Below are 23,680 nucleotides of genomic sequence, written 5' to 3'. Positions count from 1 at the left end.
TTCTATACCTATGATTTTATATCTATGTCGTACCTGATTTTGTTAAACTACACACTCTCTCTAATACGGTGACAACTTGCCTTATGCCTACTGACTATCTTACAAACCCGCCACTCGGCGATGATGAAATGATGGCAGCCATTGATATTGGTTCCAACAGTTTCCACTTAGCCATTGCCCGTCTTGATCATGGGGAAGTGCGCAAAGTAGTCTCTATGTCTGAAAAGGTACAGCTCGCTGCTGGACTGGATGAGCATAAAATCTTGAGCGAGACAGCTGCACAGCGTGGTCTGGATTGTTTGAGTCGGTTTGTGGCGCGTCTGGATTCTGTACCGCCAGAGCGTATTCGTGTGGTTGCGACCAACGCCTTGCGCCAAGCCAAAAATGCCAATGATTTTATTGCAAAAGCCAATAAGATTTTGCCCAAGCCCATTGAGATTATCGCTGGTCGCGAAGAGGCACGCTTGATTTATTTGGGCGTCTCGCATACCAATGAGAGTAGCGACAAGCGCTTGGTTATTGATATTGGTGGTGGCTCGACGGAATTTATTATCGGTCAAGAGTTTGATCCTTTATTGACTGAAAGCTTACAAATGGGCTGCGTCGCATTCACACAGAAGTACTTTTCTGATGGCCTCATTACCAAAGAGGCTTTTAACAATGCGATTTCAGGCGCGCGCAAGGAAGTACTGGCAATCAATGGTCGTTACCAAAAGACTGGTTGGAGCAGCGTGGTCGGCTCAAGTGGGACGATCAAAGCGGTGCGTAATGTCCTTGTGTCCAAAGGCTGGGCCGATGAGCAAGAACGCATTACTTATAAAGGCGTTAAAAAACTAGAGCGATTGCTGCTTAAGATTGGCAATATTGATGATATCGAGCTAGAAGGCGTCAAAGACCACCGTAAAGCGGTATTTCCGGCAGGTGTGGCAGTGTTGCGTGCGGTGATGAAGGTACTAGGCGTTGAGACCATTACCTACTCAGATGGGGCATTACGTGAAGGCGTGATGTATGACATGCTGGGGCGTTTTGCGAGCGAAGATGTGCGTGACCGCAGTGTGCTCGCGCTTATCAAGCGTTATTCAGGCGACAAAAAGCAAGCCAAGCAAGTGGTAAAAACCAGTCGTAACCTGTTCGAGCAAGTAAAAGATAAGCTTGCCCTAACAAGCGATGACTGTGACTTACTCAGACGTGCCGCGTTTTTGCATGAGATTGGCCTTGCAATCAGTCATAGCAGTTATCATAAGCACAGCGCCTATTTGCTTGAGTATTCTGATATTCCAGGGTTCTCACAAGTGGATCAAAAGCGTATGGCGCAGTTGATGCTCAACCATCGCCGTAAGCTCAAAGCCGATATGTTCGAGCAGACCTGTCAGATCGGGGGAAACCAGCTCGTTTATCTGTGCTTGCTATTGCGTCTTGCGGTACTCGCGCATCATAGCCGTAGTGATTATAAACTGCCAGAATTAGAATTAAAGGTCATCAGTGATAGCGACTGGCAAATCACGGTGGCTGATAGCAGCGAGCATTATGCGTTTTTGGTTGCTGATTTGCGCACAGAGATTGAGCAGTTTGCCAAATGGGGCGTACAGCTTAGTGTGGTAGAGGCGCAAGCAACTGAACCGTTACCATTGTCCGTATCGAGTTAAAGACTAACGTAACAAAAGCAGTGCTGTCGATAATGTCATGCTATATAAGATGTGCTACTATAGCTTCTACTCAGTTTACAACTGTACTTTCATTATCTGAACACCGATAACGATATTATTCTTAAACATAAATACATTAAGTATAATGATTAAAGGGAAGCGTCTATGAGCACTGTCTGGGATAGTGTGCAGCTTGCACGACATGCCAAGCGTCCATTATTTATGGACTATGTTAATCAGCTTTTTACTGAATTTGATGAGTTGCACGGCGATCGTGCTTTTGCCGATGACAAAGCCATTTTGGGCGGTCTGGCACGGTTCAATGATCAACCTGTAATGGTCATCGGTCAGCATCGTGGTCGCAGTACTCGTGAGCGTATCGAGCATAATTTTGGTATGGCCAACCCTGAAGGCTATCGCAAAGTGATTCGCTTGGTCAAAATGGCAGAGCGCTTCAATATTCCTGTGATGACCTTTGTCGATACTCAAGGTGCCTATCCTGGTGTTGGCGCAGAAGAGCGCGGTCAAGCGCAAGCGATTGCAGAGAGTATCGCGGTATTCTCTAGCCTAAAAGTGCCTATCATCGTGACCATTATCGGTGAAGGTGGTTCAGGTGGTGCATTGGCAATTGGCGTTGGCGACAAAGTCAACATGCTGCAAAACAGCATCTATTCGGTCATTTCTCCTGAAGGCTGTGCATCTATCTTATGGAAAACCGCTGAAAAAGCACCAGATGCCAGTGAAGCTCTGAAATTAAATGCCATCAACCTTTACCAGCTAGGTTTGGTTGATGCCGTCATCGATGAAGGTGAGGGCGCACATGTGCAGCCACAACCCGTTATGGAAGCTCTAAAATCACTGATCACTGAGCAGCTTGATGAAATCAGAGATTTGGATCCTCAAGCGCGTTGTGAGCTCCGCTACGAAAAATTAAAGACGTTTAACTCAGAAGTGATGCTGCCTGCTTAATGCAAAGCATGTGCTAAGCTTTTCATATTAGAGACTGAGTCTTAATGCTAAAATAAAACGTGTCATTCAATGGCGCGTTTTTTTATGTCTATTAATTTGCTCATGAATTTATCTATCTAAAACTAAGGCTGATTATGACCAGCAGTGCCATCCTCACGCATCCTATTAGACCAATCAATGATTTGCCAATTGATGAGACATTGGCAGATGCATTATTGGGCAGTATAAATGACTATAGGGAGCAGCTGCATGGTCGTCGCCTATGGCTAGCCTGTAGTGGTGGGCGTGATTCATTGGCGCTTGCAGCGTTATGTGTGCAGCTCTATCGGCAAGGCAGATTGCCATGTTTGCCGCAGCTGTTACATGTTGATCATGGTTTGCAAGCCGATAGTCAGCATTGGGCAACGCATGTCGCGAATTGGGCTAAGATGCAGCAGATACCTTGTCATATCCTAAGAGCACAAGTGACAGGTCGTGATGAGCAAGCCGCGCGGCAAGCCCGCTATAACGCCATGCGTGCGCATATCAACCAAGATGATGTACTGCTACTAGGACATCACGCCGACGACCAAGCCGAAACGGTACTGATGCGCTTGATCCAAGGCGCTGGGGTCAATGGTCTATCAGGTATGCAGCCATGGCGAGTACAAACGCAGCATGGACGACGCCATGCATTATGGCGACCTTGGCTTACGGTGAGGCGCGCCACGATTAGTAATTATGCCAAGCGCTTAGCGTTGCCTTATATCGATGACCCGACCAACGAGACGGGTGATAATGTCCGTAGCGGACTGCGCCGCGATATCATGCCAGTACTAGCAACTTATAACCCCAATGTCATTGATAATATTGCTCGCAGTGCGCAGCTATTAGGCGATGCGCAAGCCACTGTCAATGTTCAGGCTGAGCAAGATATGCAGCAGACAGCTGATGAAAGCCTACAGCTACCAGCAGCACAGCGCGTGCTCAATATCGATACATTGCAAGTATTGCCCATTTATCGCCAGCGGCAACTACTGCATCATTGGCTGGGTCAAGATGAGCCATTACCGCCTGCTAAGCAGCTCGTCGATGACGTATGGAATCTTACTCAGCGCAGCGACCATGATCACCAAACTGAGCTGTTTTGGCAAGCTCGTACGCAATCCTATGTTGTTCGCCGCTATCGCCAGCAGCTCTACCGGCTAAGCAATGAATGGTTGTCTTGGTTAGATAGACCACTAATGGTACAAGCGCAGCCATTATCGAGTTTGGATTTGACAACAAATGAATCAGCAGAGAGTGATTTTGCACTACTGACTGTTCGTCGCAGTGAAGACTATATCTGGCAGTTGCAAGTGTATCCAGATGCGCTGGCAAGATTGATAGAATGTCATATAGGCGCACTCAATGCAGTATTAAAGATAAAACCATTAGATCGCAAACAGCGTGTGCAGACGGCATTGGCGACACGTTCACAATCAGGCAAAAAACTGTATCAAACGCTTGGTATTCCATTATGGCTGCGAGAAAGCTTGGTTGTGGTCAGTGTCGTACTCTTAGATAAAGAACACGCTAAAAATGAGATTCCTATCTTATTATTATCGCCTTTTGATAGGTGGATATTGAAAAATGACTTTTCGATCAATACCAAAAATCTAGGTAGTGATATCGACGATGTTTTTAAGAATGTTATAAGCGTAGTTGAGTAGATGAAACAAAACTATAGCGGCTGTTATATCTTGCAATGAGGCTTTCATAAGTGTGCTGCCCATACCTTGAAGTCTTTTTGAATGGCCTTACGAATAAAAAACATATTTGACACCTCAAAATATTTTATAAAAATTATTTCTCAATCTAACAGCTAAACCATGTCATAGTCGATGTCAGTTGCGTGTTTTAACTAGGTTTACTGCCGTTGTAGACGGCAGGAATTTATCAAACGATACTAGGAGCAGTATGATAAACTGAGTGTCGTTTTATATATCAGTATGTTACGTTGAATACTTTTAAATGTTGTGACTAGGAGACAAGTATGTCGGTATTAGATAATAAGAAAATCAGTTTTATTGGTGGCGGAAATATGGCACAAGCGCTTATTAGTGGGCTTGTGAGCTGCGGCATCAAACCAAGTCTAATCACGGTCGCCGATCCTAGCGGCGATATCCGTGAGCAACTAGCGGCTAAAGGTCTAAACACCGTTGACCCAATGGCGGATGCCAAATCTGCTGTGATCGGTGCTGATATCGTGGTACTGGCAGTAAAACCACAAATCATGAAAGTGGTGGTTGGTGCTTTTGCTGATGCATTGGACAATCAGTTGGTCATCTCGGTTGCCGCAGGTCTGTCAACTGACCTATTGTTTAGCATGCTGGGCGGCTATAGTAATATCGTGCGCGCCATGCCAAACACGCCTTCGATGATTCAGATGGGTGCAACCGGTCTCTACGGTACAGATAATATCTCAGCCGAACAAAAAGAGCTGGCAACGGCGGTGATGGAAGCCTCAGGACTGGTCATGTGGGTTGATGATGAAGAACACATGCATGCTGTGACTGCCGTGTCAGGCTCAGCGCCAGCGTACATGTTTTACTTTATCGAATCGATGGTCGATGGCGCAGTGGCATTAGGGCTTGATAAAGAACAAGCCTCAGCACTTGCCATGCAAACCATGCTTGGTGCGGCAAAAATGGCCATGAATAGTGAGGATGCGCCTGCTGAGCTGCGCCGCAAAGTGACGTCTCCAAACGGTACCACTCAAGCCGCTGTTGAGTCTATGCAAGCCAATGAGATTGGCCGCCAAATCGGTGAAGCCATGCAAGCGTGCTATGATCGTAGCCAAGCGCTTAGTGAAGAGATGAGTAAATAGTTATTGATTAGCAATTGAGTAAGCAACGACCCAAAAAGTAGGTCAGGCTCAACAGCTGACCTGTATTGTATGATGATTCGCATCTGATAATGACAGTTGTCATCCTAAAATCTGTCAACAATGTCCCATTGAGTAGCCCTTCATGAACAACATGTTATTTCAAGTTTTTGATCTGGTCACCACATTCGCTATGATGCTGGTGTTTATTCGTTTTATGCTGCAATTTGCAGGGATGGATGCGCGCAACCCGATGATTGCACCTGCCTATAAAGCGACCCATATCGTCGATGTGTTTGGGCGTATCTTCCCAACGGTCGGACAGGGACGTATTAGCATTGCGGCTATCGTTTTAATGTTTTTGATTCGTCTGATTGATATTTCTGGAAAAGCAGCATTGACGCATCAAGGGATTGCCCCTGTGCCGCTATTTTTCACAGGGACGATCAGCCTAGTGTTAGATTTTTTACGCATGTGTCGCTACTTGGTGATTGGGTCTATTATCGTCAGCTGGATCGTGGTGTTTACCCAATCCCAGCATCCTATTATTGGTATCATCATTCAGCTAGCAGAACCGATTTTGGCACCGTTCCGTCGTATTACGCCGAACTTAGGCATGCTTGATTTATCACCGATGATTGCTTTTTTTGTATTCTATCTGCTTGAGATCTTCATCGGCGGCTTGTCGGCAAACTTTATGCCAATGCTAGGATAATTGGTTTCTCTAAATCACAGAGAATAAATAACGCATCCCATGCCAAAAGGCGCACTATAAAATATAGAGCGCCTTTTTTATGTCTGCTATTGATGAACGTTAATACTTTATGTTGTTACTTTATAAAGAAATTAAGAGTGGATAAAGCGATTGGGTATTAATTGCGCCTGAGCATCATCAGGGTGCGGTATGTCAGCCGCGCGCAATGTCTGGGTATTCCAGTTATCTGCGGATTTTACCGCATCAATCAAATCATCTTCCATCGCCAAACGCCCAGCAATAAAGCTGGCAAGCGAACATCCTGAGCCATGAAATTCACCCTCTAAGCGCGGTAAGATGCTCTTATGTACCATCTCGCCCTCTATATATAAATACTGCTCGATATCACCGCTGTCAAAATCATGAGAGGTTTTTACCAACACCGCATGAGCGCCTTGCGCGCATAGTTTTTTCGCACCACTGTGCAAATCCTGCTCGCCGCTCAGCGCGCGCAGTTCATGCGTATTGGGTGTAATCAAGGTGGCATAGGGTAGCAGCTGCCTAAACGCGCGCACCAGCGTTTTCTCATCGCCCAAACTGCCACCGCTATTGGCGACTAATACAGGGTCCAATACAAACGGAATATTTGTGCTTATTATTTGCTCAGCAAATAACTGGGTTAGCATGGCGATATTGTCAGTGGTACCCAGCATACCAGACTTGATGGCTTTGACAGGTAAATCGTCAAGCACCGCAGTGGCTTGAGACTTCACTAGCGCTGCCGCACAAGCTTCAAAACCAAATACCTGCTGTGAGCTTTGAATCGTGACTGCCGTACAAGCAATAGCCGCATGCGCACCAGATTGACCGATGGCTTCAATGTCCGCTTGTAATCCAGCACCGCCTGAGGGATCCAGTCCAGAAAAACACAGTACGACAGGTCGCATAACCGCTCCTTTTAGGTATTTTATAATCAGTGATAAATACTATAGCCACCTACTGCCAAAAAATCTATCTCAGTCTAGTACCTATAGATTAAGTATAAAGTATCAAAACAAATGAGACTGTTCTGAATCATCAATTTAGCAGTGGTATTTTTTTTGCAATATGGCGTAATTTTAAGTATCTTAGATTAACACATGAAGTGCAATACCAAATGCAAGGTGAAAAAAAGACCTAGATGCGCTAGCATCAAAGTTTTTATCCACCGACCAAAGTGAGATTGCAACCATGAGCTATACACATCTAAGCCTAGGTGAACGATACCAGATTTATGCCCTTAAAGGGGCAAAACATAGTATTAATTTTATAGCGAGGGTGTTAAACAGAAGTCCCAGTACCATATCAAGAGAGCTTAGGCGTAATAAAAGCCTACGAGGTTACCGAGCAAAGCATGCTAATAACAAGGCTTGTGACAGACGGGCTAACAACGCCACAACTATTGTGACTGACCTCTGGGCATGGGTGACAGACAAGCTTAAAGAGAACTGGAGTCCTGAGCAAATATCTGGCGTTCATGCTGGTATCAGTCATATGAGCATTTATCGCTATATTTGGCGTGATAAGAGGCAGGGCGGTACATTGTGGCAGTGTCTCAGACGTAAAGGAAAACCATACCGGCAGCGTCTAACCGCTGAGACTCGAGGCCGTATCAATGACAGAGTCTCGATTCATGAGCGCCCTTGTATTGTTGAAGAACGCTCACGTATTGGAGATTGGGAAGCGGATACCGTTATCGGTCAGCATCACAAGCAAGCGATTGTCACGCTCGTTGAACGTAAAACGGGGCTGCTGAAGATGAAGCGTGTGGGTCATAAAACAGCACAGCAAGTATCAGAGGCAATGATAGAACTCTTAGCGCCAGTGAGGTTGCAGGTTAAGACCATTACCTCTGACAATGGTAAAGAGTTTGCTCAGCATAAGAAGGTGAAACAAAAGCTCTTTAGCCCTTTCTTCTTTGCCGATGCTTATGCGTCATGGCAGCGAGGAACCAACGAGAATACCAATGGCCTTATCAGAGAGTACTTGCCTAAGGGTTGTGACTTTAGACAAGTCTCTGATAATGAAATACAGGACATTGAGAACAAACTAAACAACAGACCAAGAAAACGATTAGGGTTTAAAACGCCTATGCAGGCGTTCTATAATATTAATTAGCGTTGCACTTGGTGTGTTAATCTAAGTATTAAAAGGCGAGAAAAGCATTTATATCGATATAGTCAAGTCTAAATAAAAACAATACAGAATAATAAATTCATTTGATTCAACGCTATTTTTCTTGCTTGCTGTGACTGCGTCTCCAGAGGCTGCGAAAAATAACGTTGAATCTTATTGTATCGATTTTATAGTAATCTAACTATAATTATGAGAAAAGCCTCATTAAATCGGCAGACAAGGCTTGCAATTCGTTTTGGCTTTGTTATAATACTCGCCCACAACATAAGACGTATTGTTAGCATCAATACTATGTTTATTTTTATAAATGTCTTAAATCGTTAGGTGAAGTGGGTGAGTGGCTGAAACCAGTTCCCTGCTAAGGAACCATACGTGTAAGCGTATCGAGGGTTCGAATCCCTCCTTCACCGCCATTTATTCAGTTATTATTAGAGTAGTAACGCAGTATATTGCGTTAAACATTCTTAATAATTAAATCAAAAAATATTTTGTTTTTAATTAAAAAAGATGTTGACACAAGCGATATTATCTATATAATAGCCAACCTAATTTACTGAAATTGTTTTTAACAACTCGGTAAATGATTTGCAAAGTACGCGCTTGTAGCTCAGTTGGATAGAGCACTTGGCTACGAACTAAGGGGTCGGGAGTTCGAATCTCTCCAAGCGCACCATTTGCATAATCAACTAAATTAATCGCCTGTCTTATGACAATTGGCGATTTTTTTATGTCTATCATTTTTGTAATCTATCACGGGGCTTGATGGCTTCGTACTGGTGACTTGCTGTCAATCGCTTTGCAACTATAGTCAATATGATTAGATGGTCATCTAGGATAATGTACGATAGACCAGTCATTTACGGTACAATAGCGTTATTATTCACTGCTTGCTATGAGCTCGTACCATGCCAAAAAGTTCCTCTAAACGCCCGTCAAAATCTGTCAATAAATCAAAGCCGCAACCGAGCGCTTTTGTGCAGCAAGATCCTAATGCAGCGCCCACCATTGCCAAGCCCATGGTTCGTGTCGTAGCCATTCTTTATGATGGTATGTTGATTCTGGCATTGTTATTTTTGGTGGGTACGATATTGACCGTAGTTGGCACGCTGCTAACGATGGAGACGGGTACCGAGTCTTCACAGGCCCAGTCACTACCGCTTTGGTATCAAAACGCCATTATGACGCCGTCGTTTGTTCTGACACTGGTGGCATTCTATGGGATATTTTGGCGCCGTGGTGGTCAGACATTGGGGATGCAAACGTGGCGATTGAAAACCATCAATGATGCTGGTCAGTGGCTCACGTGGGGACAGTCATTTAAGCGTATCTTGGCTGCTTGTCTGATGCCATTACTCTTTGGCATTATCGGTAGTCTTATTGATGGGTCACGCGCCGCCTTATTAGCCAGCGCGTTTCTTGGACTGGTATTCAACTATGTTTTTTGTCTGTTCAACCCTCGTGGTCTCGCAGTACAGGATATGCTATCCAACACCATTACCCTAAAAATGCCAAAAGTGGCACATGAAGGGTTATGGCGCGGTTTTAAAAATCGTAAGAAAAAGTCTTAGGATTATAAAATAGCCAGCAAGGCTCAAAACATACAAAAGTGAAAGTTATATACTAACGCTTTGAATCAGCCATGCAGTATAACCGACAAAGAAAAGCACCAAAGTAGCGCCTGACGTACGACCGAACTGGCGCTTTGTTGTAAAGGCAAACACACACAGAGCAACGAGTAATACCGTCAGTAGCCCCATTGCCATCACATCACGTGACAAAATCACTGGATCAGCAGCAATCGGGGCAATCACCGTAGCTAGGCCTACGACCGCTAACGTATTAAAAACATTCGAACCAATGATATTGCCAAGTGCCATGTCGTGTTCGCCTTTACGCGCTGCTGACATGCTTGATACCAGCTCAGGCAGTGATGTACCAACCGCAACAATCGTCAAGCCAATGATGAGCTCGCTGAGACCCCAGAGCGTTGCCAATTCGACCGCTCCCCAAACGATCGCCCGCGAGCTGATTACCAGCATCAGCATACCGAGCAGTAAGCTACCAAGTCCACGCGCTACGCTTGGCTCTGTCGCATCTGAATCTGCATTATCAATGTCCTCTTCATGCTCATGATAGCCCTCACGAATGCTCAATACGATCTGTAATCCCAATACCGCAATCAACAATACAAGCAATATTAGACCATCCACTTGGCTCAATATGCCGTCACGTAGCTGCCATGCAGCGATGGCGGTGATTAGCAGTAGCAGCGGCAGGTCACGCTTTACGATACCTTTACGGATGATGATAGGGCTAATCAGTACGGTTGCACCGAGTACTAAAGCAATATTAATAATATTTGAGCCGTAAGCATTGCCTAAAGCCAGCTCAGGACTGCCTTCTAACGCTGCTAATACTGACACGACCATCTCAGGTGCTGATGTGCCGATGCCCAATATTAATACCCCAATTAAGAAGCTTGGTACGCTAAACTTCTTTGCCAATGCTGTTGCTCCGTCAATAAAGACATCGGCACTCCAAACCAAAATTGCTAACCCAATCAGTATTGCAATCACCGCCAACCACATCGGTATGTTTCCTTATATATGATGAAAAATATGAGTTTAATAAATAAAAATCGCACAAAAAAAGCCGAATCTTGATTTAGATTCAGCTTTCCTCATAGCATCGAGATTTTTAGTAATAATAGCAGTTAACTCAAAGATGTAACTTTGTGTTTATCTTAAATTTACCAAAACCTCACCATCCTGTCATATTAAGCAACTTGTACAGGAATGATATTTGCTGTGTCTTTAACTGTGTTGTCTTCGTTGCAATAGACCAGTTTTGGCTGATACGTCGATGCTTCAACTTCATCGAAATGCGCGTAAGCACAGATGATCACGATGTCGCCTAGGTCTGCCATGTGTGCTGCTGCACCGTTTAGCGAGATAATACCAGAGCCTGCCTCAGCACGGATAGCATAGGTACGAAAGCGCTTGCCATTGGTCACATTATAGATATCGATAGATTCGTTTTCACGTAGACCAGCTAGGTCTAGTAGATCACCATCGATACCGCATGAGCCTTCATAGTGAAGCTCAGCATGGGTAACGCGAGCACGGTGTAATTTGCATTTAAGCATATTAAGTAGCATAGGTTGCTTCCTTAGCGTAACTGATATTAAATAACTAAATCAAAAGGTTAATGGGGACAAACCTACCAAAATAAAAGGCTATTACTATAGAGGTAATATTTTATTCAGGCAATTTAAAGCCATTAATTTGTGAACGTGCTTTTTCGATATCACCATCTAGCAATAGTGGTAGCGCGTCAAAAGCCGCCGTCAATGCGCTGTCAATGGCGATTTGCTCATCGGGAGACGCTTTTGAGAGCACATGTCCACTGACTTTAGATTTGTGACCAGGATGGCCGATACCCACACGCAGACGATGAAAGTCATTACCGATATGCGGCGTAATATCACGCAAGCCATTGTGACCACCGTGACCACCGTCGGTTTTGAGTTTGATGCTGCCAGCTGGAATATCGAGCTCATCATGAACAATCAATAACTCGTCGTTTTTGATGCCATAAAAATTTACCATAGGCACGACTGACTGACCAGATTTATTCATAAACGTGAGCGGCATAAGTAAGCGCACATCAGAGCCATGAATGTGCCCACGTCCTGTCACCCCGTGGAATTTTTTGTCAGGGGAGAGCGTGATGTTGAATTGTTGCGCCAAATGATGGACAAACCAAAATCCGGCATTATGACGCGTAAACATATACTGCTGACCAGGATTACCAAGACCGACAATAAGCTTTATGGCCATAAAAACACCCTGCTTAAATTTGATAAATAAGGATAAGGTTTGAAATGTTGATAGACAGTATATTCTCAAACCTTAGGGCGTGTTGAACATTCGCAAATAGGCACTGCTGATCGCTAAAATTGTTCCAGACAAGGCACAAAGCGACGATAATGCAGATGCCTTAGCGAGATTTGTAACGCAGTATGGGGCAATTTTAGCATCAGCCCCAACGATAAAAGCAGGGGACAGGACTCTTTTTTGCCGCTTCATCGTTAAAAATAAGCGCTTAGAGTGACTAAGCTTATTATTTTTAACATCGAATCGCCTAAAAAATAGTCGCTGTCAGTGCCATGGTCGAATGTTCAACACGCCCTACTTACAAAAACAGCAGGAGATTTCAAATCGCCTGCTGTCTTCTTAACTAAACGAGTCTGTTACTAAGTAGCACAAAATAAAATGCTACCTAGACATAGTATATTACTCGTCGTCGTTGCTTTCTTCAGCATCAGCGCCGTCGTTTTGCTCAGTTGCTGGTACTTCATCAGCATCAACGTCGTCAGCATCTTCGTCAACTTCTTCAACCGTTGGTGGCTGCATGTTAACGATAGTACGGTCATGGCCGTCTTCTAGCTCAAGCTCATGAATCACAACGCCTTCAGGAAGTTTGATGTCTGATAGACGGAACAAATCACCGATTTCCATACCAGATACATCTACTTCTAGATATTCAGGAAGTTGTGATGGTAGGCAGATCACTTCGATATCAGATACTAAAGTAGACAATACGCCACCAGCAGCAGTACCTGGCGCTTCTTCACGACCAACAAAATGCACAGGAACGTTCATGTGGATTTTTTGACCTTTTACAACGCGCTGGAAGTCAGCATGCATTGGGAAGCCTTTAGCAGGATGACGCTGCAAGTCTTTGATAACAGCTTGATGCTCGGTACCGTCAACATTGATGGTCAAGATGTGTGAAAAGAATGCTTCAAACTCAAGTGCTTTTACTAGCTCGTTGATTTTGATAGAGATCGCTGTTGGCTGCTCACCACCACCATAGATGATAGCAGGAACTAGGTTCTGCTTACGTAGGCGGCGGCTCGCACCTTTACCTTGTAGGTCAGCAGAACGATCAGTAGCGTTTAGTTCAAAATGATTATTGCTCATGGATATAATCCTATAAAAAGAATGATGAAGTGTCTGGTCATAAAAAAGTGGATTTGCGACCAATCCACTAATACGTGATGAGAGCTAATATCTATCGTTGCGTATAAATGACACAACTATCGATGTTAGCCATTTGCTTATAACAATGATTTTTATAGTAAAAATTACCAAAATAGCCATTATTATTCAGCATGATCAGCACTTTTGATAATGCTAGCCTGATTAAATAAAACAAACGGTCAGCACAGGCGCGCATTATACGGGATTTTGTAGTAATAATAAAGACCTACGCAAAGTACGTACATAAAAATAGCGTCAAGTACTGATACTTGACGCTATTATTTTTATGACTAAATTTTTATTGTCACTACAATGTTATTAAAATTTATAGCAATGACTGTCTCATATTAAGCATCAAACATCGCACTAATAGATTCTTCATTATTAATGCGGCGTAAGCTCTCAGCAAGCATTGGCGCGATACTGACCTGACGGATTTTGCTACAGGCTTTTGCTTCGGCAGATAATGGAATCGTATCAGTCACGACGACTTCGTCTAGCGCAGATTCGCTGATGTTTTTGAGTGCATTACCTGATAGGACAGGGTGAGTGATATAAGCTAAGACGCGGCGTGCACCATTCTCTTTTAGTGCTTCAGCGGCTTTACATAATGTACCAGCCGTATCGACCATATCATCAACGATGACGCAATCACGGTCACGAACATCACCGATGATGTGCATCACTTGTGACTCATTGGCACGAGCACGGCGCTTGTCGATAATCGCCATGTCGGTATCGCCTAACTGCTTGGCCATTGCACGGGCACGAACCACACCGCCAACATCAGGTGAAACCACCATGATGTTGTCATAATCTTGTTTTTGTAGGTCGTTTAGGAGTACTGGCGTACCATAGATATTGTCTACAGGAATGTCAAAGAAACCCTGAATCTGATCTGAGTGCAAATCAACTGTCATCACGCGATCGATACTAACGATGTTCAGCATGTCAGCGACGACTTTTGCTGAGATAGGTACACGCGCTGAGCGCGGGCGACGATCCTGACGCGCATAACCAAAATATGGCATGACAGCTGTGATACGACCAGCACTAGAGCGACGCAAAGCGTCAGCCATCATCATGATTTCCATCAAGTTGTCGTTGGTCGGTGCACAAGTCGGCTGCATGATAAACACATCTTTACCGCGTACGTGTTCTTTGATTTCCACGGCAATTTCGCCATCAGAAAAACGCGTGATGTCAGCTTTACCAAGAGGTATGTGAAGATGATCGGCTACGGTTTTTGCTAATTCTGGGTGGGCATTGCCCGTAAAAATCGCCAAATAAGGCATGACAGAAGTCCTATTGATTGACTCAAGCAGCGACCGCTAAGCAGTGACAAACTGCTCAAATTAAGAAAAGAGTGGTGAAAAAGATTGAAGACTACTATTACAGTAAAAAATGGCAGGGGTAGCTGGACTCGAACCAACGGATGTCAGGATCAAAACCTGATGCCTTACCAACTTGGCTATACCCCTGTAATGTCTAGGCTACGAACAACCGAAAGCTAATAGCGACTAATTCGTCATTCTTAGAATGGTGTCATGACCTGTCAGTTATGTTATAAACGATTGAGCCGCCTAAAACATAACCTTTCCCTAGCGGTGTTCATTGCGAACTATACCGAAACTGGGATAACGTTGTCAATGACAATAGCATAAGAGGTTATGTATAAACCGCTTATACTCAATGTATGTCTAACGCTTCGTACTAAAAAATGGCAGGGGTAGCTGGACTCGAACCAACGGATGTCAGGATCAAAACCTGATGCCTTACCAACTTGGCTATACCCCTATTGTGGCGACCTATTATAAGTAAATTTTCAGATTTTGCAAGTCATTTGCGCCTTTTTCTGGGATTTATTCGAAACTAAGTGAATTAGCCTGAGTTGCATCGCTACTATTGTAGTGAATAGGGGTCTTTTTATTAAGCCTGTCAATCGTAAGCTAATGCTGTGCGAGTTACTTTTGTACGAGAGGATTGACCACTCTACCACTCATAAATATTGCAGGTTCCGTCAAACAAGCTGTATTCTCTGGGTCTTCAATGACAATATCACCTTTTCGTAAATAGTAACTACCTATACGCTCTTTAATTATACCGCTAGTGACAACCTCCTCACCGAGCTTAACTTTGGTTCCATTTACAGAAATGGCTTGTTCATTCTCAAAAAGAATGGCTCTATCGGGATAAAAAATAGGACTAAGATACTTATCATCGTTCTGAACAAAGTATAAGCAGTTATCTTTTATAACGTATTTGCCTTTCAAAACAAAATTGATTTCGCGCATTGAAAGAGCCGGTGCGTAAGTAAATAGTTCAGCAGGTGAACTGGTTTTACGGTGCTGCTCAGAAGTAGATATATTCTGAGAGTTAGCTTGTAATTCAATTCCTAGCTGCGGTGGTAAAATTACATTATCAGACAAACGCTTGGAATTAGGTTCATCATAAGACTTAGGTAGCGATGTACACCCAGTTAGACTTAATGATAAGCAAACAAAAACCATACTTGTTATTGAGCATTTTTTTAGATATAAAGCATTCACGTTACAAACTCCCCACCACATACCCCGAACAAGGCGCACTTTCAATCCATGTTACCAACAGCGCTTTATCAGAGGCAATACTCGCATCTAACGGCAAGAATACCGCGCTACCAGAGCCAGTCATGCGTGCTGTACCCAGTGCTTGCGATTCTAACCCTTTTAAGTAATCTAAAGCCTCTGCAACAGCAGGAGCGAAGCTTGTCACTACTGGTGTAAAGACATTATGATAGGGCGTATTCAAATTTTGAACATAATCATTGGACTGGTTTTTGATGGTTTTAATCGATAGAGGGGTGATATCTCGATGTAGCTTAGGATGAGCAAATAGGGTAGCGGTATTGATATGCGCCTCAGGCGTTAAGACTAAATACTGCTGGTCAGGTAAATTGATGGCAGTTAATTGCTCGCCAATACCCATGGCAATGGCATCTTGACCAAAGATAAAGATTGGCACGTCTGCACCTACCTTTGCACCGATTTTTATCAGCGCATCACAAGTAACGTTAAGCTGCCAAAGCTCATTAAGTGCCAGCATAGTCGTTGCGGCATTGGATGAGCCACCACCCAATCCTGCGCCCATAGGCAAATGCTTGTCTAACCTGATAGTAATTGGTGCTAACTGCTCGGGCAGCGTGTTTGACTGTATGGCAAACGCGAGCAATGCGCGCGCCGCTTTGAAGATTAAGTTGTCTTCTATATTGGCAGTTATCGCCTCTGCACCAGCTAATACTAATAGCTGATGACAGAGCGTGTTGGCATCTGCTTTATTATCAGCCGTTTGTATCACAACATCATCCATGAGTGAAAAATGCAAATAATCGCCCCAATCGAGCAGGCGAAACACCGTTTGCAAATTATGATAACCATCAGCACGCTTGCCTGTAATATGCAAAAATAGATTGATTTTTGCAGGGGATAAACGCGTAACAGTAGAGTCAGATGCTTCGGCTATGTTTTCAATCATGTTTTTTCATCATAAAGTACGGACATAAACGACTATGGTAATGAGCAATAGGGGCTGATTTTTCAGTGGTGATACACTAGTAATGACGGACTAGTGATTAATCGTCATCACCACTTTATTGCCCTGTGGTTGTACAGCGCTGATTTTACTAGGGAGCTTGTCATTCCCTTTATAAGTAAAGCTGGCACTCCAGTCGCCATTGACTGAGCTGATCAATCGGTTTTGAGCATCTAGCTGCGGAGCGCTATCTGAGGGCGCGGGGCGACCAAAAATCCAGTAAGGCATTTGCGAGATAGGCGCTTGCCAGCCAGTGGCTTTTTGTAATAGTTCCTCAGGGTCATCAGCGGTCAATGTACCTGTCTTTTCACTGACTAGCGTCGCGGTTTGACCATTGTACTCGATGTTGGTTTTACCAATACCAAGCGCGCCGATGAGTTCAATAGCAAAACGATCGTTTTCTTGTCCCCATGCATAAAACGCACTACCACCTTGGGTACCTGAGGTGTCATTAGCAGGTATGGTCACCCCAATTTTACCCGTGATATTAAAGCTCTCTAGCTTTTTGGGCTGATCTGCGTTTTGAGCTTGCATCGTGGTTGGTTGATTGGTCGCGTTGGCTGTTTTTAGTGACTGACAGCCAGAGGTAATAACCATTGTAGTCGCTATCGCAGTAAGCAAAGCCAGTTTATTTGGTTTATAAGACATCGTTGATGCTGACATAATGTGCTCTCAAAATGGGAAAATGGACAGGTTAACAAAGATATTAGCTTAAGGGCTATTTGTTGCTCAGTTATGCACGGCTGTTAGCTTCTTATACGTCCCTTGTAATTGATAAGTGCTTTGTGACGTGTCAAGCCTAATGGCATCATGCCGCAACAGTTATTTTGAAAAACCACTATCAATATAGCTGTATGCTGTCATTGATATTGTGTTGTCCAAAGGAGAAGCGCTGTTGCAAATCTGCGAGTAGTGCTTCGACTTTTTCGTTATTGCCAAGACCTTGATAAGCACGCAGTAATAGAGTGCCTGAGCGCAGGGTTGGGAGCACATCGTAAGGCGTTTGCAGATAATCGATGACTTGCTTATAGTTTTCTTTGGCCAGTGCATTACCCGCCAGTACGTTTAGGGCCTGTAGATGAAGGTCATTATCGTAGCGCGGATCATCATAGCGAATCTGGATAATTGCTGTGGCGAGTGCCAGACCTTGCTCAGAGCTACGCTCGTTGGCCAATAGCAACTGTGCATAACTGAGCTGATAGGATAAATTGGTAGGATCGAGCGCCTGCAAATGATTAAGGAGTGTACGTTTGACGACATAGTCGCTTTTGTCATCTAACAGTTGGACACGGGCAAAGAGTAACATCTCATTATCAGGATATTTACGAGCGGCCCGCGTCAATAGACGTAAGGCTTCTTCTGATTCATTTTGCTGCCACAAAATATCGGCTTGCATCACAAAGGTGTCAGGGGCGAACACCGTAAAGTCTTTGCGTAGCTTTTCTAAAGTAGCAATGGCGGCGTCGACGTCGTCATTGAGCAATTCATATGCGACCACTTTTCGACGTGCTTCTAATACTAAGTCTTCTTGCATCACGGCATTGAGATAGTATTTGGCTTTATCAAACTGCTGCTGGCGCTCAGCACTGATACCGAGATAGTAATAAGCTTGGTCAAGGTAAGCGGGGTTTTTGGCAAGCATATTGAGTAGATCATCCGCACTCGCATATTCTTCGATATCCAAGCTCACTAGTGCTGCTAACAAGGTAATCTCAGCATCGTCGTTAAAGCGGCTGTGGGCTTCGAGCAATAGTTTCCAAGCTTGCTCGCTTTGTTTTAAGTCTAATAAGTAGCGAATCTCGTACAGGTACAAACTTTTGCTATCAGGATTGCGCAAGCGTGCTTGGCTTATATAGTTGACCACAGTTTCAGAGGTGACGATTTTGCGCAAGATGTCAGCCTTTAGGGTGATAAAAGGCACATAATCAGGCTGGCGCTCTAGCGCACGGTTGATATGCACGATAGCGATTTCGGGCTCATTAAATTGGTAAAGTAAACCAGCTTTTAATACGGACAGTGAAGCATTTTGCTCACTATCTAGTGGCTGCAAAGCGGCAAGCAGCTCGCGTTTGTCATCGTCATTATTGGGATAAATACCGATAAGGATTTCGCTCAAATCTGCACGCGGATCGTAACGCAAGATGCGGTTTAAGGTCTCGCCAGCTAAGATATAGTCGTGTGCCCGTAGTGCCAAATGCGCCACATAAAACCAAGCAGGTACATGATCAGGATTCTGGTCTTGCCATGATTTCGCAAAGGCTAATGAATCCTCAACCCTTTCATTACGCAATGATAGAGTTAGCGCCCTCTCAAATACCGCTGTGGCATCTTCTTTAAAAGATTGTTGCTTATAGATCGTCATCGCACGTTGTTTGTCATCACGATCCGCAGCAAACTCTGCATCTAATAGAGCATATAAACTGGGTTCGTTGAGTTCAGGCTGCCATAGGCTGGCTGGCGCTAGACCATCAATGTTGGTTACGCTATCTGTCATTTGGCTGTTTTTATGAACAGTCGTGCTGATAGAGGTGCTAGAAGTAGCATTATTATTTGCCCTGTTATCGCTAGTAATGACTGCTACTGGTGGCGTTTTTGCGGCCAATTCTGTATCAGCATGGCTGGCATGTGCAGGTACGGCAAGGCATAAACAGACGGCCAATGACAACGCTAGCTTATAACGCTGGCACAAACGATCAATAACGACTTGCAATAAAGCGCGGAGGCTAGATTGCTCGTTATAAAGAGGTTGTGATCTAGATAATGATCCAAAAAACATCATAGATAGTCGTGTTCGCCCATGGTTTACCTACATAGCTGAGGCAATTTTATTTTAATCATTTCAAATCAAATAGTGGTAAAGAGTACCCATGACAAATATTATAAGAGCGGATGAACAGTATAAACAATAGCATCCGTGTTACTCATATCTGAGCAATCATCATTCTATTGATAGGCTATGACTAATACTTGTTTTAAGCATGAGTTATCTTGCTAAGACTTTTATACAAATAGGTATATTGATCAGAATACTGTGGAAATATAACAAGTTAGGCGACACTAAGCGAATGATTTATGATGATCTTAGCGACTATTTGCCAAAATACATCCATTGATTTTATCAATCATATCGGTAGTTGATTTGTTACATTTGCGACCAGATACAGAGATATCGCTATCATAGATGGGTGAGTGTTAATTAACGCCAGCAATAATGATATAATAAGCGGTTTTTAGGGTCTTCCTTTCAGCGCTGTCGTCAAAAACTGTCTTTTAAAAATAATAAGATAGCGTGAGTGAGCAGCTAGGCGTCATGTTTATGGTCTATCGATAATGAGATTAGTGGTCATTGGGGTCAATCACAAAACTGCACCAGTCGCTCTGCGAGAGCGCTTGGCGCTGGTGGGTGACGATGTGAATGTCGCGCTTGAGCAAATAGAATCCTTCACGGATGGCAGTGTGATTGTCTCCACTTGCAATCGAACTGAGATCTACGCGCTTGTGCCCCATACGTTGACCCCGCACCACTCACACTCATCAAGCTCGGCAGTCAATGAGCAGACAGATCACGCCATCTCTCATAATGATTTTAGTAGCAGTGCTCATGTCACATCAAGCATGATCAGCGCTCATATCCTCAAGATTAAGACGTGGCTTGCTGAATTCAAACAGCTGCCACTCGTAGATATCGATCCTTATCTCTATGTGCACCGCGACACGCACGCATTGACCCACTGGCTAAGAGTCGCAGCGGGGCTGGATTCTATGATACTGGGTGAGCCGCAAATACTTGGTCAAATCAAGCGCTCTGTGCATTTGGCACAAGAGCAAAAAGTATTGAGCAATCAGCTCGGTTGGATCGTTGATCAAGTATTTGCCGCTGCCAAACGAGTACGTAACGAGACGCAAGTTGGGGCGCAAGCGGTATCGCTGAGTTTTGCGGCGGCCAAATTGGTCACGCAGATATTTGATGACTTGCCGAGTCGTACGCTATTGGTCGTCGCGGCAGGTGAGATGAATCGCTTGGTTGCCACCCATATCGCAGGACTTGGCGTTGGGCGAGTGATTATTTGTAATCGTAATCCTGAGCGTGCTGAGGCATTGGCGGCTGAGTTACGTAGTCCCAATCGCCGTATAGACGTCAGACCCTTGCAAGATTTGCCGCAAGTATTGGCAGACGCCGATATTGTCAGCAGCTGTAGTGGCAGCATGGATTTATTGATTGATAAAACCATGACCATGCAAGCGCTTAAGCGTCGCCGTTATCAGCCGATGCTAATGATAGATTTGGCCGTACCACGTGATATTGACTCAACCATCAGTCGTATGGATGATGTCTATCTGTATTCTGTCGATGATTTGCAGCATGTGATTGCTGGCAACATCGAGCAGCGTCGGCAAGCGGCGGTCGATGCAGAACTTTTAGTCAGTCAATTGGTCGTTGAAATAGATCGTCGCTTCCAAGTTCGCCAAGTGGGTAAAGACATCCAGCAGTATCGTACCTGTACTCAAAATCAAGTAGATAAGCTACTGCATGAGTCCATTGCCAAGCTGCAACAAAAAGATATCAGTCCAGAAGATATTCTCATTGAGCTGTCACGGCGCCTGACTCAAACACTGACGCACGCACCATCCAAGCTCATGCGTAAAGCGGCCCGCGAAGGTGATAGCGATTTGCTAGATTTTGTGGTGTCTGGGCTACAGGATGCCCATCGCGGGCGCTGATGTTCTCACAGTGTCGATCAACGAACACTTACCAATAAAACTCTAATCGCGCAAGCCATATCAGTGCCTGAGCGTATCGTTGTCAACCTCTAGCATCAGTGCTACTATCAAATCTTATGGATGATTTGGGTCAAGACAGTTTGGCTTAACATAGGGTGATGAGACTCGCTCATGTCGTGACTATAATGTGACTAGAAATAGTTTCGCCCCATGTTTATAGCCCTCATTAATGTGTATTAGAGTCAGTGCGTTTGCATATCATGAATCTGAAGCATTGATATCTTAGATTAACACATGAAGTGCAATACCAAATGCAAGGTGAAAAAAAGACCTAGATGCGCTAGCATCAAAGTTTTTATCCACCGACCAAAGTGAGATTGCAACCATGAGCTATACACATCTAAGATAATGAAATACAGGACATTGAGAACAAACTAAACAACAGACCAAGAAAACGATTAGGGTTTAAAACGCCTATGCAGGCGTTCTATAATATTAATTAGCGTTGCACTTGGTGTGTTAATCTAAGTATCAAAACAACACATGACCTCATCATTAAAGACAGTAGCGCTGGGTTAAAGGGTTATCTTGTCTATCCTATATCTTCTTCATTTTTGTTCGATATGAGTATTCGGTTGATACCAATCATCTATGGTACTTAACGATATTAGTATCTATATTATTTCCTATCCCCATATTATGGTATAAAAATAAGGTCCAAAAAATTAAGAAACAGTCATCATCTAATCATATACTAGGAGTGTTCCATGCCTGCATTACGTCAAGATATCGATCCAAACGGCTTATTAGAGTATTCAGTGGTCTACACTGATCGTGCGCTAAACCATATGTCAAAAGCCTTTCAGCAAGTGATGAATGACTTATCTAGTGATCTAAAATCTGTCTACAACGCGGATGCCGTGACGATCGTACCGGGTTCTGGTACTTATGGTATGGAAGCGGTCGCGCGTCAACTGGCAAATGACGAAGATTGCCTCATCATTCGTAATGGTTGGTTTAGTTATCGTTGGACGCAGATTTTAGAAAAAGGCAAAATTGCCAAATCGTCTACCGTACTCACTGCCAATCGTGCAGATGATAGCGAGTTACCAAAGCCGTTTGCACCTGTGGATATCGACACGGCGGTAGCTAAAATCAAAGAAGAGCAGCCAGCAGTGGTATTTGCGCCGCACGTCGAGACTTCGTCTGGCATGATTTTGTCAGATGACTATATCAAAGCGTTGAGCGCGGCTGTGCATAGCGTCGGTGGATTGTTGGTTATCGACTGTATCGCGTCAGGCTGTGTCTGGTTAGACATGAAAAACTTGGGTATCGATGTGCTTATCAGCGCGCCGCAAAAAGGCTGGAGCAGTACACCAGGCGCTGGTCTTGTCATGCTAAGCGAGGCGGCGGTCAAAAAAGTAGACAGCACAGAGTCTGATAGCTTCAGTATTGATCTAAAGCAATGGCTAAATATCATGCGCGCTTACGAAAACGGCGGTCATGCCTACCACGCGACGATGCCGACAGACAGCTTACGCCAGTTCCGTGATGCGGTGAATGAAGCCAAAGCGGTTGGTTTTGATAAGCTATGTGAGGCGCAGTGGTCGCTTGGCAAACGTATTCGTGAAGTACTAGAAGCCAAAGGCATCGAGAGCGTTGCGGCTGAAGGCTTTCAAGCGCCTGGCGTTGTCGTATCTTATACCGATCGTGATGATATGCATAAAGGCAGCGCTTTTGCGGCAGCGGGTGTGCAAATCGCCGCTGGCGTACCCTTAAAAGTAGGTGAGCCTGACAGCTTCAAGACGTTCCGTTTGGGTCTGTTTGGCTTGGATAAATTAACCGATATCGATGGTACGGTCACGCGTTTTGAGTCCGCACTGGATGAAGTACTAAGCCAGTAGTTATGATTGAGAAACCTTTTAAAATGATACCGCTAACTTTATAAGTACTTCTGAAGACGCTTTTATCATCATAAAATACTGAGCCGTTATTATCATCATACGTGCTCAGT

19 protein-coding genes and 4 tRNA genes are annotated in these 23,680 nt (G+C 44.2%); 11 read left to right on the top strand and 12 right to left on the bottom strand.

The annotated features are described in order from the left end of the window. The first annotated feature begins 83 nt into the window (after positions 1 to 83). From ppx to HL061_RS07485, 5 genes are all read left to right on the top strand, one after another. Positions 84 to 1,646 (top strand): exopolyphosphatase, encoded by a 1,563-nt coding sequence (gene ppx / locus HL061_RS07505; RefSeq protein ID WP_071002510.1) that lies wholly within the window; start codon positions 84 to 86, stop codon positions 1,644 to 1,646. Positions 1,647 to 1,811: 165 nt separating this feature from the next. After that, positions 1,812 to 2,615: an acetyl-CoA carboxylase carboxyltransferase subunit alpha gene (locus HL061_RS07500; protein WP_071002508.1), complete on the top strand. Its 804-nt coding sequence runs from the start codon at positions 1,812 to 1,814 to the stop codon at positions 2,613 to 2,615. A 134-nt stretch (positions 2,616 to 2,749) separates the two neighbouring features. After that, positions 2,750 to 4,306, top strand: coding sequence for a tRNA lysidine(34) synthetase TilS (gene tilS / locus HL061_RS07495; protein ID WP_252962678.1), 1,557 nt, complete (start codon positions 2,750 to 2,752; stop codon positions 4,304 to 4,306). 323 nt (positions 4,307 to 4,629) lie between these two features. Continuing rightward, positions 4,630 to 5,463, top strand: a complete 834-nt coding sequence (gene proC, locus HL061_RS07490) for a pyrroline-5-carboxylate reductase (protein WP_240365769.1) — start codon at positions 4,630 to 4,632, stop codon at positions 5,461 to 5,463. A gap of 142 nt (positions 5,464 to 5,605) precedes the next feature. Continuing rightward, a complete protein-coding gene (locus HL061_RS07485) occupies positions 5,606 to 6,175 on the top strand; it encodes a YggT family protein (protein WP_093067270.1) in 570 nt (189 codons plus the stop codon). A gap of 131 nt (positions 6,176 to 6,306) precedes the next feature. On the opposite strand, the gene HL061_RS07480 is transcribed toward HL061_RS07485, so the two are convergent. Beyond that, positions 6,307 to 7,101, bottom strand: coding sequence for a hydroxymethylpyrimidine/phosphomethylpyrimidine kinase (locus HL061_RS07480; RefSeq protein ID WP_240365772.1), 795 nt, complete (start codon positions 7,099 to 7,101; stop codon positions 6,307 to 6,309). A gap of 283 nt (positions 7,102 to 7,384) precedes the next feature. Here HL061_RS07480 and HL061_RS07475 point away from each other — a divergent pair, with 283 nt between their 5' ends. The 4 genes from HL061_RS07475 to HL061_RS07460 all read left to right on the top strand — a co-directional run bounded on the left by HL061_RS07475 (position 7,385) and on the right by HL061_RS07460 (position 9,897). After that, the gene (locus HL061_RS07475; RefSeq protein WP_025643743.1) at positions 7,385 to 8,311 is read left to right on the top strand and encodes an IS30 family transposase; all 927 of its coding nucleotides are present in this window, start codon (positions 7,385 to 7,387) and stop codon (positions 8,309 to 8,311) included. Positions 8,312 to 8,652: 341 nt separating this feature from the next. Then, positions 8,653 to 8,742: transfer RNA gene (locus HL061_RS07470), tRNA-Ser, on the top strand. A gap of 183 nt (positions 8,743 to 8,925) precedes the next feature. Continuing rightward, positions 8,926 to 9,002, top strand: a tRNA-Arg gene (locus HL061_RS07465). Positions 9,003 to 9,234: 232 nt separating this feature from the next. After that, positions 9,235 to 9,897 (top strand): RDD family protein, encoded by a 663-nt coding sequence (locus HL061_RS07460; RefSeq protein ID WP_252962677.1) that lies wholly within the window; start codon positions 9,235 to 9,237, stop codon positions 9,895 to 9,897. 45 nt (positions 9,898 to 9,942) lie between these two features. On the opposite strand, the gene HL061_RS07455 is transcribed toward HL061_RS07460, so the two are convergent. The 11 genes from HL061_RS07455 to HL061_RS07405 form a co-directional block, all read right to left on the bottom strand. Continuing rightward, positions 9,943 to 10,917, bottom strand: a complete 975-nt coding sequence (locus tag HL061_RS07455) for a calcium/sodium antiporter (RefSeq protein WP_240365774.1) — start codon at positions 10,915 to 10,917, stop codon at positions 9,943 to 9,945. 188 nt (positions 10,918 to 11,105) lie between these two features. Continuing rightward, entirely contained in the window at positions 11,106 to 11,486 is a 381-nt protein-coding gene (gene panD, locus HL061_RS07450; protein ID WP_010196068.1) for an aspartate 1-decarboxylase, read from the bottom strand. 100 nt (positions 11,487 to 11,586) lie between these two features. Next, a complete protein-coding gene (gene pth / locus HL061_RS07445; protein WP_071002498.1) occupies positions 11,587 to 12,168 on the bottom strand; it encodes an aminoacyl-tRNA hydrolase in 582 nt (193 codons plus the stop codon). A gap of 456 nt (positions 12,169 to 12,624) precedes the next feature. Next, positions 12,625 to 13,314, bottom strand: a complete 690-nt coding sequence (locus HL061_RS07440; protein ID WP_071002496.1) for a 50S ribosomal protein L25/general stress protein Ctc — start codon at positions 13,312 to 13,314, stop codon at positions 12,625 to 12,627. 407 nt (positions 13,315 to 13,721) lie between these two features. After that, positions 13,722 to 14,669 carry a ribose-phosphate pyrophosphokinase gene (locus HL061_RS07435; protein ID WP_057758042.1) on the bottom strand — a complete coding sequence of 316 codons (948 nt, stop codon included), beginning with the start codon at positions 14,667 to 14,669 and terminating at the stop codon, positions 13,722 to 13,724. A 110-nt stretch (positions 14,670 to 14,779) separates the two neighbouring features. Beyond that, positions 14,780 to 14,855, bottom strand: a tRNA-Gln gene (locus HL061_RS07430). Between the two features lie 240 nt (positions 14,856 to 15,095). After that, positions 15,096 to 15,171: transfer RNA gene (locus HL061_RS07425), tRNA-Gln, on the bottom strand. A gap of 167 nt (positions 15,172 to 15,338) precedes the next feature. Then, entirely contained in the window at positions 15,339 to 15,923 is a 585-nt protein-coding gene (locus HL061_RS07420; RefSeq protein ID WP_143007399.1) for a hypothetical protein, read from the bottom strand. Between the two features lies 1 nt (position 15,924). Continuing rightward, positions 15,925 to 16,887, bottom strand: a complete 963-nt coding sequence (ispE, locus tag HL061_RS07415) for a 4-(cytidine 5'-diphospho)-2-C-methyl-D-erythritol kinase (RefSeq protein WP_071002493.1) — start codon at positions 16,885 to 16,887, stop codon at positions 15,925 to 15,927. Between the two features lie 90 nt (positions 16,888 to 16,977). Continuing rightward, entirely contained in the window at positions 16,978 to 17,607 is a 630-nt protein-coding gene (gene lolB / locus HL061_RS07410; protein WP_071002491.1) for a lipoprotein insertase outer membrane protein LolB, read from the bottom strand. A 178-nt stretch (positions 17,608 to 17,785) separates the two neighbouring features. Continuing rightward, positions 17,786 to 19,723 (bottom strand): tetratricopeptide repeat protein, encoded by a 1,938-nt coding sequence (locus HL061_RS07405; RefSeq protein WP_071002489.1) that lies wholly within the window; start codon positions 19,721 to 19,723, stop codon positions 17,786 to 17,788. Between the two features lie 551 nt (positions 19,724 to 20,274). On the opposite strand from HL061_RS07405, the gene hemA reads away from it, so the two are divergent. Then, the gene (gene hemA, locus HL061_RS07400) at positions 20,275 to 21,666 is read left to right on the top strand and encodes a glutamyl-tRNA reductase (RefSeq protein WP_071002488.1); all 1,392 of its coding nucleotides are present in this window, start codon (positions 20,275 to 20,277) and stop codon (positions 21,664 to 21,666) included. A gap of 767 nt (positions 21,667 to 22,433) precedes the next feature. After that, the gene (locus HL061_RS07395; RefSeq protein ID WP_071002487.1) at positions 22,434 to 23,570 is read left to right on the top strand and encodes an aminotransferase class V-fold PLP-dependent enzyme; all 1,137 of its coding nucleotides are present in this window, start codon (positions 22,434 to 22,436) and stop codon (positions 23,568 to 23,570) included. Positions 23,571 to 23,680 lie beyond the last annotated feature (110 nt).

Origin of the sequence: Psychrobacter sp. PSP (assembly GCF_024085615.1) — a bacterium.
GTDB lineage: Bacteria > Pseudomonadota > Gammaproteobacteria > Pseudomonadales > Moraxellaceae > Psychrobacter > Psychrobacter pacificensis.
The sequence above is the reverse complement of the archived record's forward strand: the minus strand, read 5'-3'. Positions and strand labels throughout refer to the sequence as shown.